Genomic DNA, 14305 nt, shown 5'->3' with positions numbered 1-14305 from the left:
CAGCTGTCTCCAGGACTACATGACGGGTTTGTTACCCCTTCTGTTCGCCCTCACTCGCGCAGCGCCGGCGGCGGGTCACCCGGGAGGTCGTCCCTGTCGTGGGGGGCGTCGAACGCCGGGTCCGGCCCGACCGGGACGATCCGTCCCGGGTTGAGGTCGGTGTGGGTGGTGTAGTAGTGCTCCTTGATGTGGTCCATGTTCACCGACTCGGCGACGCCGGGAAGCTGGTACATGTCCCGGGTGTGTCCCCAGAGGTTCCCGTAGTCGACGAGTCGACCGACGTTGCACTTGAAGTGCGTGTGGTACACCTCGTCGAACCTGACCAGTGTGGTGAACAGACAGACGTCCGCGAGGGTGGGCTGCTCGCCGACCAGATACCGCTGGTCTGCGAGCACCTCGTCCCAGTGTTCCAGCGCGTCGAACAGCTCCACGACCGCGTCCTCGTGGGCTGACTGCGCCTCGGCGAACCCGGCCCGGTACACGCCGTTGTTGATCGGGTCGTAGATGTCGTCGATGACCTGGTCGATCTCGTCACGCAACTCCGCCGGGTAGAGGTCGACGTCGTACCGGCCGTACTCGCCGAAGGCGTCGGCGAGCATCTTGATTATCTCCTCGGACTCGTTGTTGACGATGGTCCCCGTCTCGCGGTCCCAGAGGACCGGGACCGTGACCCGCCCGGTGAACGACGGGTCCGCCGCCGTGTACACCTCGTGGAGGTAGTCCGCCCCGTTGACGGTGTCGGCGGTGCAGCCGTCCTTCGTGGGGGTGAACTGCCAGCCGTGTGTCTCGCGGTACGGGTCGACCACGTCCATACTGACGACGTCCTCCAGTCCGAGCAGTCGGCGCACGACGACGGCCCGGTGCGCCCACGGACAGGCCCGGGACTGGTAGAGATGGTAGCGGCCCGCCTCGGGACGGAACTCCGCGCCGGATTCGTCACGGATCCAGTCACGGAACGTCGTCTCCTGACGGTCGAACTCGCCGTCCTCGGTGGTGCTCTCGTACGCGTCGGTCCGCCACTCCCCGTCGACGAGCATGTGCATGGGGGCCGGTTAGAATCGACCGGGCAAAACCGCGTCGCCTCCGTGACGATCCTACCGCTTTCTCCGGCTGCGACTCAGCGTTGCTTCCAGTCGCCCTGGAACATCACGCGCAGGCCGGCCTCCCGGGCGAGCGTCTCGATACGGTCGCGACGCTCGTCCAGCGACCCCGCGGTCCAGAGGTACACCCCGGCATCGAGCTGGACGTACTCGTCCATCGCCTCGCCGCTCGGGTGACGCGGGACCCGGTTCAGGACCGCCTGACCGCCGTCGTCCGGGACGTACGGGAGCGACAGTCCGACATCGAGGTGGTGCTGTTCGAGCAGGTAGTCGGCAGCCTCCTTCATCGTCCCGGCGACCGAGGAGCCGCCGACGGCCCCGATGGAGGTCCGGTCCGTGAACAGCCGGGCGACGTACTCCCCGTCGTCGGTCATCGGGGCGTGGGTCGCCCCGTCGACATCGTGGCTGTCGATGTCCTCTGCGTCACCGTCCGACCCGTCTGCGTCCGCTCCGCCGGTGTCGGTCCGGTGAGACGTGCTCGCCGGCTCGTCCCGGGTCGACTGTGTGGCGGTACTGGCGGTGACCGACTCAGGCGAGGGTGTGTTCGATGCCGGTTCGTCGGTTCCCTCGCCGCCACCCCCGGCGGCCTCGTTCCGAAACTCATCCGGAGCGACGGTCGCGAGGACCTCGTCGACGAACGAGTCCGTGACCGTCCTGAGCTCCGCGGCGGGCACGGCGTCCGCGTCGTCACCCGCCAGCGAGCGGAGTTCACCGACGATAGCGTCGCCGAGCGCGTCCCGCTGGCCGTCGATTACTTCCGCGGCGGCCAGCCGGCGTTCGCGTCCCCGCACGTACCCACCGGCTCGCTCGGGCGTGAACCGCTCGAGGTCGTCGGCGTGTGACGGTAGCTCGGCCAGCGAGCACGTGAACCCGTCCTCGCCGTCCTCCCGGCGGGCGACGAAGGCGAACCGACGCCCGTTGGTCAGGATACCCCACTCGACGCCGGCCGTATCCATCGCGGACAGCAACGCCTCACCGTCCGCGGACCCGAGCGACGACTCGCAGGCGATCGTGTCGACGAACACCGCCGGTACACCCTCGACGAGCAGCGCGTAGTCGACGACTGCGTCGGCGTCGTCGACGGCGAACGCCGCCTCGACCGCGGGCGAGCGAACGTCCCAGCCGAGGCACTCGAGGAAGGGCTCGACGAGTCGGAGCTGGGTGTTGCGCCGCCCCAGCTCGGCCGACGCCGAGGCCGCGCTCCCGGCACGCTCCACGTACGACGCCAGTTCGTCCGGCCCCATCGTCCGTTCATCCGGCCCCATCGTCCCCGCGTACGTCGGTCAGCGGGATGTATGTTACCCTCAGCGCGGTGGAACTGTACGGTTGGTCTGTATTTTTATTCGACCGATGGAACGGCCACTAATTTAAAGACAGGTGACCAACCCCGCCGCAGTCTGGTGTTTTCACGTGTGATAATCTCCGGTAGCGTTTTATATTCTAGTACCTACCGTATCGCACATATGCTGGGCCCACTCCGTCGACTCGTACCAAAATTTATCCGAAAAAGCTACGCGTTGAAGTTCGGTATCGCGCTCCTTATCATGGGTCTGGCAGTCGGGGCGGTGGGGTTCGTCGCGACGGGTCAGATTACAGAGGAAGTGGAGACGAGCGTCAACGACAGGTTGGCCGACCAGGCAGAGCAGGAGGCACGGAACCTCCAGTCCTGGGACGAGCGTAACCTGGTGATCACACAGACGACCGCGACGGCACTGGAGGAACCAGTCGGGAGCAACGACCGGTCGGCCGTCGAGTCAGTCCTGAACGAACGGACGACTGAACTGCAGTTCCAGCGGGGTATCCGCGACATGCACTGGGTCAGCCTCCAGAACGACAACGTGCTCGCGACCTCGCACGACCCCTACAACGGCTCCTCGATCGCCGACATCGACACGGCGTGGGCGAGCGCACTGGAGGGTGGCGGCATGGGGACCGTCCCCGAGAACGGCGCGTACTACACCGTCTACCAGAACCACGACGACCGGACCGTCGTCGCCTACGCCTACCCGGTGAAGGGGACCAGTGGGTCGCAGGTCATCGTCACCGCGGTCGATGTCAACGACTACGGCCGCACCATCCAGAACGACGAGGGACAGGCGACGATGATCCTGACGAGCAACAACGACGTGGCCTTCGCGAACGTGAGCCGCGTCGACTCCGATGGCTTCATCGGGAGCTCCTTCGGCAGCGACGAATCGTTCGCCGGGCAGGGAACGTTCACCACGAGCAGCCCGCCCGAGGCGGTTGGTGCGATGGTCGGCGGCGACTACGCCGGCGACGAGTACGCAGTCAGCTACGCGCAGGTCCCCAACCGGGACATGGTGGTGACCATCAGTTCGCCGACGAACGAGGTGTACGGCTTCGTCAACACGGTGAGCGACTGGGGTCTGTACGCGACCATCGGTGGAATGGCCATCATCGTCGTGTTCGGAACCGTCATCGGCCGGAACACCGCGGCGTCCATCGACCGTCTGACCACGAAGACCGAGCAGATGGAGGAGGGGACGCTGAACGTCGACTTCGAGACGCACCGTATCGACAACATCGGTCGGCTGTACGACGGGTTCGCGTCCATGCGTGACGCCCTCCGTGAGCAGATTCAGGAGGCCCGCGACGCCCGCGAGGAGGCCGAACTCGCCCGTGCCGAGGCGGAGCAGATGAACCGGCACCTGGAGCGCAAGGCCGACGAGTACAGCGGCGTCATGCAGCAGGTCTCCGCCGGGGACATGACCCAGCGGATGAACGCCGAGTCCGACTCCGAGGCGATGGCCGACATCGCGACGGAGTTCAACGAGATGATCGGCGAGATGGAGGAGACCGTCGGTCAGCTCAAGAACTTCGCGAACGAGGTCGCCACCTCCTCCGAGGAGGTCACGGCCTCCAGCGAGGAGGTGCGCTCCGCGTCCGAGCAGGTCACGGAGTCCATCCAGGAGATTTCCGACGGTGCGGACCGGCAGAACGACAGCCTCCAGCGCGTCAGCCAGGAGATGTCCGGCCTGTCGACCACCATCGAGGAGATCGCGTCCTCGTCCAACGAGGTCGCCGACCTGGCCGAGCGGACCGCCGAGACGGGTCGCGACGGTCGCGAAGCCGCACAGGACGCGATCGACCGCATGGCACAGCTGGAGCGCGAGAGCGAGCAGGTCACCCAGCAGATCGAGCAGCTCGAGACGGAGATGGAGCAGATCGACGAGCTGATCGACTTCATCTCCGAGATCGCAGAGCAGACGAACATGCTCGCGCTGAACGCGAACATCGAGGCCGCACGCTCCGGCTCCTCCGGCGAGGGGTTCTCCGTCGTCGCACAGGAGGTCAAGGATCTGGCCGAGGAGACGAAGGACGCGGCCGAGGACATCGAGCAGCGTCTGGAGCACATCCAGTCGACCACCCAGCAGACGGTCGAGGGTGTCGAGGGTGCGTCCGACCAGATCTCCGCGACCACCGAGGCCGTCGAGGACACGGTGGACGCACTCGACGAGATTGCCGGCTACGCGGAGGACACCAACACCGGTGTCCAGGAGATCTCGGCAGCGACCGAGGAGCAGGCGGCCTCCACGGAGGAGGTCGTCGCGATGGTCGACGACGCGGCGACCATCTCCGAGGAGACCACCAGCGAAGCGGAGACGGTCGCGGCAGCCGCCGAGGAGCAGACCACCGCACTGACCGAGGTGTCCAAGAGCGCGAGCGACCTCGCAAACCAGGCGTCCCGGCTGAGCGAGGCCCTCGACCGCTTCGACACCGACGTCGACGCCGCGATGGAGTTCGCGGACGGGGCCGACCTGCTCGCCGACGTGGAGGCCGAGCCCGAGGCCGCCGAACCAGTCGGCACGGAGGACTCCGACGCTGCGGAGGCCGTGATGGAACTGTCGGACGAGACCGACATCGAGGCGGTGGAGGAGGGCGACGGCGACGCCGGCGGCCTGGGGTCACCCGCGACGTTCGACGAGGACACCCAGCCGGACGCAGACGCAGGGACGGCCACGTTCGACGACACCGGCGGCTTCGGCGAGGACGATGCCCTCGCGGTCGACGAGGACGTCGACGCGGACGGGCTGGAACTCGACGACGCGGTGCCAAGTGACGAGCCGACCCCCGACGCGGCGGCTCAGGAGACCGACGACGCCATCGCCGACGAGCCCGTCGACGACGCCACCGAACCGGACACGGCGGTCGACGAGGCGGACGCGGCGATGGATGCGCCGGACGTCGAACTCGGCGAGGCCGACGACGCGGAACCCGAGGAGACGGGCGAGAACGACATCCAGGACTTCGACCCCGACATCGAGTTCGGCGACGACGAACCGAACGACGCGGGTATCGACGAGGCGGCGTTCGACACGAGTGCCGCCGCGCCCGAGACCGACGAGCCCGAGGTCGACGGCGAGACGGCCCCGGAGATGGAGGACGAGCCCGCGGTCGGCGAGGAGCCGCCCGAACCCGGGACTGACGACGGGTTCGCGGCCGAACCGGCCACGGAGGACGACGCCGACGTGGCTGCGGACGCGGAGCCGGTCGTCGAAGACGAGACGGACGTGACTGCTGACGCGGAGACGGCCGTCGATGACGAGCCCGTCGAGACGGAGCCCATCGTCGACGAGGAGATCGACAAGCAGCTCGACGAGGCGCTCGGCTTCGACGAGGGCTCGTTCGATGACCTCGAAGACGAGGGTGACGAGGAGCCGGAGACCGAGACCAAGGAGGTCCCGGGTGTCGAGAACATCGACTTCGGTAGCGAGACGACCGAGGAGACGCCCGACGAAGCCGACGCGACGGACGAATCGGGCACGGAGGAGACGGCTGACGAGGAGGCGGCAGACGACGACGACGAGGACGACGCGGGCAACGAGGACGACATGTTCTCGTTCGCCCAGACCGAGCCCGAGGACGACGAGTAGGCCGGCGACCGCGGCTCTCGGCGCTTCTTTCGCGTGCTATCCCGTGAGCGACGACGCAGCAGTCTCGTGACGGAGCGAAACGTCGACGTTCCGCCGCCCACGGCGAGAACCGGCCGCGGGGCCGGCGTGGCAGTCGCTACGGGCCTGCGGACGTGACGAAAAACGGCACCCTTATTCGCGCTGGTAGATACGCAGCCGGCCGTCGAGCACCTCGAAGGCGGACTTGAGCTGTGGCGGGATGGTCTCCGCCTTCCCGATGACGAGGTAGCCCTCCGGCCGGATGGACTGGGCGATGGTCTTCAGGATGGGCCGCTTGTACTCGTTGTCGATGTAGATGAACAGGTTGCGACAGACGACGAGGTCGAAGCCGGATTTGGGACCGTCGTTGATGAGGTCGTGCCGGGCGAAGGTGACCAGCCGCTTGACGCGGTCGGTCACCTCGAACCGGTTGTCGTCCCGGTCGATGTACGCGTGGAAGTTCGAGAGGAAGCCGAGCTGCTCCTCGATGTCGATGGTGCGGGTGCTGTGATAGACGCCCTCCTGTGCGGTCGCGAGCGCTTCCTCGTTGATGTCGGTCCCGTAGACGCGGAACTTCTCCTCGTCGATGCGCGGGTCGTCGAGGATGAGCATCGCCAGCGAGTACGGCTCGCGGCCGTCGGCACAGGCCGCCGACCAGACGTGGACCCGGTTCTGCTCCGCAGAGAGCGTCCGCAGCACCGACCGGATCCCCTCCCAGACGTCGGGGTTGCGGAAGAAACCGGTGACGTTGATCGAGAGCGCGTCGAGCAGCTCCTGGGCCTCGTCGGGGTTGTCGACGAGCAGCTCGTAGTACTCGTCGTAGTCCGACGTGTCGGTGCGACGCATCCGCGAGGAGAGCCGCCGCTTGAGGTAGCTGTCGTTGTAATGACTCGTCGCGAACCCGATCTCGTCCTCGATGTACCGTGCGACCCGACTGAAGTCGGAGTCGTCGGTCACAGCTCCGTCACTCCACGGTCGCCGTCGGCGGTTCGAATCTGGAGCGTTCCAGTCCCGACATCGAACTCGACGGTCCGACCGCGTTGCCCGCCGACGTCCTCGCCGATGATGGGGACGCCGAGCTTCTCGAGCTCCTCCTTCGCCGCCGCGACGTTGCGGTTGCCGACGCCGTCGCCGAAGGACTCGAACTCGAACATGTCGCTGCCGCCCGCTATCTTCGCCTCGACGGAGGTGTACGCTGCACCGTTCTCGACCATCCGTCGGAGCATTGCCCGGATGGCCGTGTCGGCGTACTTGCCGGGCTGTGTGTCCGCGCCATCGGCCGCATCACCGTCGGGCAGCATCACGTGCGCCAGCCCGCCGATGCCCGAGTCCGGGTCGTACAGTGCGATGGCGAGACACGAGCCCAGCCCGTAGGACTTCAACGTCTCCGTCGACTCTTTGCCCCTGACCACGAACTCCGAGATACCGACCTGGACCGGCTCGGGTGCACCCGGTTCACTGCCGTACGTCTTCATGCGTTTTCAACTTCGTCGATGGGGAAGTCTGCCTTGGTCTGTGCGTCCTCGATCTTCTCGATGTCGAGGTTGTTCAGCGCCCGTTCGAGGTCCGCCTCGTCCGGAATCGCGTAGATGGAGCAGTCGAACTCGCGGTCCTCGGCCTTGATCACGGTGTCGAAGACGAACGCGAAGTCCTGGTTCTCGCCGAGCTGGATGATGACGGGATCGATGACCGCCGCGCCGTAGTCGTGGATGTACTCCGGCGGCGAGTGGTCGATCGTCGTATCGAGCACGTTCGCCCAGCCGTCGATGAACCCGGAGGCCATGATGTTTCCGAGCTCCTTGATGGCGCTCTTGCCCAGGTCGCCGAACTCGTCCTCGGGCGGGTTCGGGATGGTCGCCTCGACGACCTCCCGGGCCGATGCCTCGTCGAACAGGAACAGCAGGTAGCCCGACGGCGTGCCGTCGAGCTCGTGGGCGACGCCGACGAGCATCTCGTCGTCTATCTCCTGGGGGATGGCCGCCAGCGATGCGAACTTCAGCCGCCGGATCTTCACGCTCGTGTCGATGCCGGTGAGCGTCGTGATGTTCGAGGCGACCTCCCGTGCGCCCTGCTGGGCCATCTCGTCGAAGCCCGCGAGCTTGTCGTACTCGATGCCCTGACTGTCGGGGTCGGTGTGCTTGTCGAGGATGGCGGCCATCGACTCCCGCTCGGGGAACAGGTAGTGCTTGAACCCGATCTCCGTGTCGACCGCCTCGATCTGGCTCTGGAACAGCAGCGCGAGGTCGTCGCCCTGCGGGGCCTCCTCGAGGTCGCCGAGGAACGGCTCTGCCGTCTCGCCCTCGATGAACTCGGGCGTGGAGACGTCGATGGCGGTGCCGAGCACGTCGGCCCAGCCGTCGATGAAGCCGGCGTTCATGATCTGCCCGACCTCCGTCGCAGCCGAGCGGCTCATGTCGTCGAACTCGTCGGCCGACGCCTCCTCGACGAGCGCGCTGACGACGCGGAGCGCCGCGTCGCGCTCGAAGAGGATGAGCGAGTGCCCGTCCAGTCCGCCCGAGAGCTCGACGCGGACGCCGACCTTCGGCACCCCATCCTCGAACTCCGTGCGGATCTCGGAGCCGCGCATGAAGTTGAGCTTCGTGATGCCCACGCGCGTCTCCACGTCGGTCATGCGGGTCAGCCGACCCGCCGCGAGTCCAGCACCCTCTCTCGCCATGTCGTAGAAGGTGCCGAGCGCGGTGATGTCCAGTTTCATTGGGGCCTGGCTTCGATCCCGTTGACCATCTCCACGAACTCCTCGAGGTTCGGGAAGGCGTATATCTCGGCGTCGATGTCGTAACTCGGGACGGTCAGGTTGGAGTCGAAGAAGAGCGCGAGGTCCTCGCCGCCGAGGCCCGCGGTCCGTTCGACGATCTCACCGGCCGGTGCGTACACGAGCTGCGGTGTCGCGATGTCGATGGTGCGACCGAGCACGTCCGCCCAGCCGTCGATGAAGCCCGACGCCATCATGTTGCCGAGCTCCTCGACCGCCGAGCGGGCCATCTCGCCGGACACCTCGGACATGTCGTCGACCATGTCCGAGAGCATGAGCGCCGTTATCTTGCGGGCGCTCGCCTCCGGGAACAGGATGAGGATGTGCCCGTGCGGGGGCTCCATCAGGCGGACCCGAACACCGACGCGCTTGCCGGCGTCCATCTGGGTCTTGATGTCCTGGATATCGATGAAGTTCGTCTTCGTCACCTCCATCTTGGCGTCCTCGCCTGTCAGTTTGCTCATGTTGTCGGCGACCCCGTTGGTGCCGACCTTGGCCATCTCGTTGATGAAACTCAGCTTCCGGATGTCGACCATCAGACTCATAGCTTCCTCCAGTGTTTTCGTCCGTTCATAGTGTCTTCACGTCAAGGATGTTGACTACCTCACCTTCGCCCAGCACTGTCGCACCGCTCAGCCCGGGGATACCTCCGAGGACACCCTCGAAGGGCTTCACGACGACCTCCTGCTGGCCGCGAACCTGATCGCAGTGGACCGCCACGGGGCGGACCTCGTCGCGGATGCGCAGCAGCATGCCGTCGCCGTTTCTCGCTCTGCCCGGCGTCTCGAGCGCTTCGTTGAGCCGGACGAGCGGGTACGAGCGGTCGCCAGCGCGGACGACCTCCTGGCCGTCCTCGACGCTGATCTCGGCTGCGTCCCCGATGTCCTGGATGTCCTTGACCGGGACGCCGAACTCCTCGTCGCCGGAGGTGACGAACATCACGTCGGCGATGGCGACAGTGACCGGAAGCAGCATCCGGATGGTCGTCCCCTCGCCGGGTTCGCTCTCGACGGAGACGGAACCGTCGAGGTCGTTGACGGTGCTCCTGACGACGTCCATCCCGACACCGCGGCCGGAGACGTCGGTCACCTCCGCGGCCGTCGAGAGGCCGGGGTGGAAGATCAGCTCGTAGGCGTCCTCGTCGGACAGGTCGGCCGCCTCGTCCGCGGTGAGCACGTCGGCGTCGACCGCGGCATCGCGGAGCCGGTCCGCGTCGAGCCCGCGACCGTCGTCCTCGATCTCGATGACGACCTGGTCGCGTGCCCGCTCGACCTCGAGCGAGACCTGACCGGTTCGGGGCTTGTCTGCGGCCTCCCGTTCATCGGGGTCCTCGATGCCGTGGTCCACCGCGTTCCGGACGATGTGGACCAGCGGGTCGCCGATACGGTCCAGGATGGACCGGTCGACCTCGACGCCCTCGCCGTGCATCTCGAACTCGACGTCCTTGTCCTGTTCGCGGGAGATGTCGCGCACGATGCGCGGCAGGCGGTTCGCGACCATCTGGACCGGCACCAGGCGGACGTCCATGACGGTGTCCTGGAGCTCGCCGGTCAGGTCCTCCAGTTCGTCGAGTTCGTCGTCGAGTTCGTCTGGGTCGGCTCCCTCCTCGGCGGTCCGACGGAGCCGGACACGGCTGGTGACCAGCCCCTCGACGAGGTTGAGCAGCTTGTCGACCTGCTCGACGTCGACGCGGATGGACTGGATCTCGTCGTCCGTCTCGGCGTCGCCGTCCTCGTCGGCGAGCGTCTGGATGTCCACGTCGACGTCGACCGCGGAGACCTCGGCGGCGGCTGCGTCGCTCGCGTCGCCCGCGGCGGCACCGGCCTCGGGGGTCTCCGGCTCCGGTGCCGGGTCGAACCCGTCTGCGCCGTCGACGTCGACCTCGCCGAAGCCGCCGTAGTCGGTGGCGCTCGGCTGGGTCGTCGTGGTGTCGTCGGCGTCCGCCCCGAAGTCGCCGGTTTCGACCTCGGTGGTCGTCTCACCGTCGGCAGCGGGCTCGTCGAGTTCGAACCGTTGCACCTCGACGCGGTCGAGGTCCTCCTCGTCGCCCGACACACCCGCACCGACGTCGCCGACACCCGCCGTGTCGGCAGGCTCGTCGAAGCCGTCGCCGGCTGCGGTCGCGGGTTCGTCGCCGAACTCGTCCTCCTCGAACTCGTCCTTCGCGAACGAGTCCGCCGGTGCGTCGTCGACGGTCGCCGGGGCGTCGGGGTCCGCCGCGTCGAGTTCGAACTCGTCACCGCCGGAGTCGTCGCCGAAGCCACCGGATTCGTCGAACCCGGTGTCGGTGTCGTCGAACGCATCGGCTCCGAAGTCGTCGTCCGACGACCCGAAGTCGGACGCCGGGGTCGCAGCGTCGTCGCCGAAGTCGGACCCGGAGGACACGTCGTCCTCACCGAAACCGTCGGCCGCGTCCGCCTCAGCTGCGCCGGCTGCCACGTCGGCGTCCGCCATCTCGTCGTCGGTCTCGACTACCGCGTCGGCCGCGTCCGCCACGTCCGTGTCGGTCGCGGCTGCATCGGCCTCGGCGGTCGGCTCCGCGTCCGCCACGTCGGCGGTTTCGGCATCGACCGGACCGTCGGCGGGCTCGGCCTCGACAGCTTCGCCAGCGTCAGCCTCGACAGATTCGTCGGCCGTGTCTGGCTCCGCGGCCTCGACGGGGTCGCCCGGTTCGACAGGCGTCTCGGCCTCGCTCTCCTCGAAGCCCGCGACGTCGTCGTCGCTGACGAGGTCGTCGACGGAGACCTCGTCCTGGTCGGTTCCGACGGCGGCCTCGGTGTCGCCGCCGAAGAAATCGTCCTCGGACTCCTCGAAGTCCTCGCCGAGGAGTTCGTCGAAGCCGACCTCCTCCTCGTCCGCGTACTCGTCGAACTCGAGCTCGTCGAGTTCGTCCTGGAGCTCGTCGAAGCCGACCGGGTCGACCTCCTGTTTGAGCTCCGCGAACGTCGCCGCCGCGTCGTCGACCTCCTCGTCGGGGTCCTCGACGGGCTCGGCCGGCTCGGCGTCGGCCGCCGACTCCTCGGCCTCCTCCTCGAAGGAGACATCGAGGTCGTCCTCAAGGTCCCCACCGAAACCGTCGTCGAGGGGGTCCTCGGCCGGCTCGTCGCCGGGGTCGAGGTCGTCACCGAGTTCGAGGTCGTCGAACGAGCCCGCGTCGCCGAGGTCGTCGAAGCCGGAGACGTCGTCCATCTCCTCGACCATGGCGTCGAGGTCGTCGTACTCGTCGAACTCCGAGAGGAGGTCGTCGACGCTCATGTCCTGTGCGTCGTCGACGTCGATGCTGCTCCCGGGGTCGTCGTCGAACAGGTCGTCGAACTCCTCGTCGCCGGCGTCGGTGGACTCCGGTTCGAGGCGGGCGGTCTCGTAGGTCTCGGTGATCTCGTTGATGCGGGCCTGTGCGACGGGCTCGACCGGGTCGAGCGCCGCCGAGATGGCGGCCTCGCCGACGGCGCTGCCGAAGACGGCGTCGAAGGTACCGTCGTAGTCCCCGGCAGCGATGGTCTCCCGGTCTGGCACCGTCCCGAGGAGGTCGAACGCGTCCGCGAGTGCGTCCACGACCGCGCTCCCGTGCGCGACGGAGCCGGACTCGTCGACCGCGAGGCGGACGTGGAACACGTCGTGGTCCTCGTCGGCGAGGTCGTCGGCCGCCGCGACCGCGTCCTCGATGGCAGCGTCGTCGGGCTCCCCGATCGTCGGGACGCCCGTCGCCGCCTCCTGCACCTCGCGGATGGTCTCGATGGTGTCGCTCGGGTCGGTCCGGATCTCGCCGTAGGCGCGGACCTCGTCGACCATCGTGTCGAGTTCGTCGACGCCCACGAATATCTCGTCCATCAGGTCGGCCGTGACCTCGACCTGACCCGAGCGGACGACCTCGAGCAGGTCCTCGATGGCGTGTGCGAGGTTCGAGGCGTGCTCGAAGCCCATCGCACCCGCGTTGCCCTTCAACGTGTGCGCCATCCGGAAGATGCGGTCCATGGCCGCGTCGTCCGTTGGGTCGCGCTCCAGTTCGAGCAGCGCGTTGTTCAGCTCGGTGATGTTCTCTTCGCTCTCCTGAACGAAGTCTCTCTGGTACTCATCCATGCGTCTGACCCTCCTGGGCGAACGTCGAGCAGATGCCCGCGGCGATACCGTCCGCCGGCAGCACCTGGTCGACGCAGCCCGTCTCGATCGCTTGCTTCGGGATGCCGAACACGGGGCTCGTCTCCTCGTCCTGGGCGATGGTCGTGCCGCCGGCGGCCTTGATGGCTTCGATACCGGCCGCGCCGTCCTTGCCCATTCCGGTCAGCGTAACGCCACAGAGCGGGTCCTTGACCCGCTCGGCGGCGGTCTCCATCGTCACGTCGATGGAGGGCCGGACACCGTGACGCCGTTCGCCCTCGGTGAGTCGGATGCGCAGTCGGCCAGCGACGTTCGAGGTGACCTCCATGTGGAAGCCCCCCTTCGCGATGACGACGTCGCCGTCGTCGACCGCTTCGCCGTCGCTCGCCTCGCGCACGTCGTAGGGGGTGAACCGGTCGAGTCGGGCCGCGAGGCGCTCCGTGAACGACTCCGGCATGTGCTGGACGACGAGCACCTTCGCGTCGAGCGCGAGCGGGAGGTCCCGCACGATGCGCTCGACGAGCTTGGGCCCGCCCGTCGACGCGCCGATGACGACCGTCGGGTGGTCGACGTACTGCCGTGTCGACTCCGTGTCGGCCGCGACCGAGCCGCCTGCGCCGGCGACCGCGGTCCGCTTGGCCGCCGCGACCGACGAGATGTCGGCGCGCTCGACGGCCTCGCACTTCTCGACGAGTCGGTCCGAGAGGCTGGCGATGTCCGGTGACACCTCGCCGCTCGGTTTCGTGAGGAAGTCGACGGCACCCTCCGCCAGTGCGTCGAGCGTCGCGTCCGCACCGCTGTCGGTGTGGGCGCTGAGCATCAGAATCGGTGTCGGGTTCGTCGACATGATCTCGCGGACCGCATCGATTCCGTTCATCCCGGGCATCTGCACGTCCATCGTGACGATGTCGGGCTGGTGCTCGTCGACTGCCTTCACGGCCTGTTTTCCGTCGCTGGCGCTTTCGACCTCGTACCCGTTGTCGGCGAGGATGTTGCCGATGACCGTCCGCATGAACTGCGAATCGTCGACAACGAGCACGCTCGTCATGCAGGTACGACGTCTTTGAGCGCCTTCCGCACGCTCGGTTCCTCGAACGGCTTCGTGACGTATCCGTCCGCGCCGGCCTTGACGGCGAGTTTCATCTTCTCCCGCTGGCCGACGGACGTACACATGATGACCCGCGAGCTCGGGTCCAGCTTCTTGATGGCCGCTGTAGCCTTGATACCGTTACACTTCGGCATCACGATGTCCATCATCACGATGTCCGGATTTTCCTCTTTGTACAGTTTGACCGCCTCTGCCCCGTTGGACGCCTCTCCCACGATGTCATACTCGTCCTCCAATATCTGACGGAGGAGGTTCCGCATAAAATGAGAGTCGTCCACGATGAGCACCCCTGTCGACATTCAGTTAGTACACC

The 14305-nt window shown here is 67.2% G+C and carries 10 protein-coding genes; 1 reads left to right on the top strand and 9 read right to left on the bottom strand.

Annotation, left to right across the window (positions count from 1 at the left end; genetic code table 11):
* Nucleotides 1-50 precede the first annotated feature (50 nt).
* Both NOW55_RS12280 and NOW55_RS12275 read right to left on the bottom strand, forming a co-directional pair.
* A complete protein-coding gene (locus NOW55_RS12280; RefSeq protein WP_256400378.1) occupies nucleotides 51-1043 on the bottom strand; it encodes a glutathione S-transferase family protein in 993 nt (330 codons plus the stop codon).
* 74 nt (nucleotides 1044-1117) lie between these two features.
* A complete protein-coding gene (locus NOW55_RS12275) occupies nucleotides 1118-2365 on the bottom strand; it encodes a hypothetical protein (RefSeq protein ID WP_256400377.1) in 1248 nt (415 codons plus the stop codon).
* A 279-nt stretch (nucleotides 2366-2644) separates the two neighbouring features.
* On the opposite strand from NOW55_RS12275, the gene NOW55_RS12270 reads away from it, so the two are divergent.
* A complete protein-coding gene (locus NOW55_RS12270) occupies nucleotides 2645-5995 on the top strand; it encodes a methyl-accepting chemotaxis protein (protein ID WP_256400376.1) in 3351 nt (1116 codons plus the stop codon).
* A gap of 171 nt (nucleotides 5996-6166) precedes the next feature.
* On the opposite strand, the gene NOW55_RS12265 is transcribed toward NOW55_RS12270, so the two are convergent.
* The 7 genes from NOW55_RS12265 to cheY are packed head-to-tail and all read right to left on the bottom strand — an operon-like array spanning nucleotide 6167 to nucleotide 14291.
* On the bottom strand, nucleotides 6167-6970 hold the full coding sequence (locus tag NOW55_RS12265) for a CheR family methyltransferase (RefSeq protein WP_256400375.1): 804 nt from the start codon (nucleotides 6968-6970) through the stop codon (nucleotides 6167-6169).
* The gene (locus NOW55_RS12260; protein WP_256400374.1) at nucleotides 6967-7488 is read right to left on the bottom strand and encodes a chemotaxis protein CheD; all 522 of its coding nucleotides are present in this window, start codon (nucleotides 7486-7488) and stop codon (nucleotides 6967-6969) included. The genes NOW55_RS12265 and NOW55_RS12260 overlap by 4 nt, the downstream gene beginning before the upstream one ends.
* Nucleotides 7485-8729, bottom strand: coding sequence for a chemotaxis protein CheC (locus tag NOW55_RS12255; RefSeq protein WP_256400373.1), 1245 nt, complete (start codon nucleotides 8727-8729; stop codon nucleotides 7485-7487). The genes NOW55_RS12260 and NOW55_RS12255 overlap by 4 nt, the downstream gene beginning before the upstream one ends.
* Entirely contained in the window at nucleotides 8726-9331 is a 606-nt protein-coding gene (locus NOW55_RS12250) for a chemotaxis protein CheC (protein WP_256299515.1), read from the bottom strand. The genes NOW55_RS12255 and NOW55_RS12250 overlap by 4 nt, the downstream gene beginning before the upstream one ends.
* Nucleotides 9332-9356: 25 nt before the next feature.
* Complete coding sequence (locus NOW55_RS20615) at nucleotides 9357-12866, bottom strand: chemotaxis protein CheA (protein WP_303648701.1); 3510 nt, start codon at nucleotides 12864-12866, stop codon at nucleotides 9357-9359.
* A complete protein-coding gene (gene cheB / locus NOW55_RS12235; protein WP_256400372.1) occupies nucleotides 12859-13932 on the bottom strand; it encodes a chemotaxis-specific protein-glutamate methyltransferase CheB in 1074 nt (357 codons plus the stop codon). The genes NOW55_RS20615 and cheB overlap by 8 nt, the downstream gene beginning before the upstream one ends.
* Nucleotides 13929-14291: a chemotaxis protein CheY gene (gene cheY / locus NOW55_RS12230; RefSeq protein ID WP_089733104.1), complete on the bottom strand. Its 363-nt coding sequence runs from the start codon at nucleotides 14289-14291 to the stop codon at nucleotides 13929-13931. Before cheY ends, cheB begins: the two co-directional genes overlap by 4 nt.
* Nucleotides 14292-14305: the final 14 nt, after the last annotated feature.

It is taken from the genome of Haloarchaeobius litoreus (assembly GCF_024495425.1).
GTDB classification, from domain to species: domain Archaea; phylum Halobacteriota; class Halobacteria; order Halobacteriales; family Natrialbaceae; genus Haloarchaeobius; species Haloarchaeobius litoreus.
Note: the sequence above shows the minus strand (reverse complement) of the source record. Positions and strands in the feature narration are given on the sequence as shown.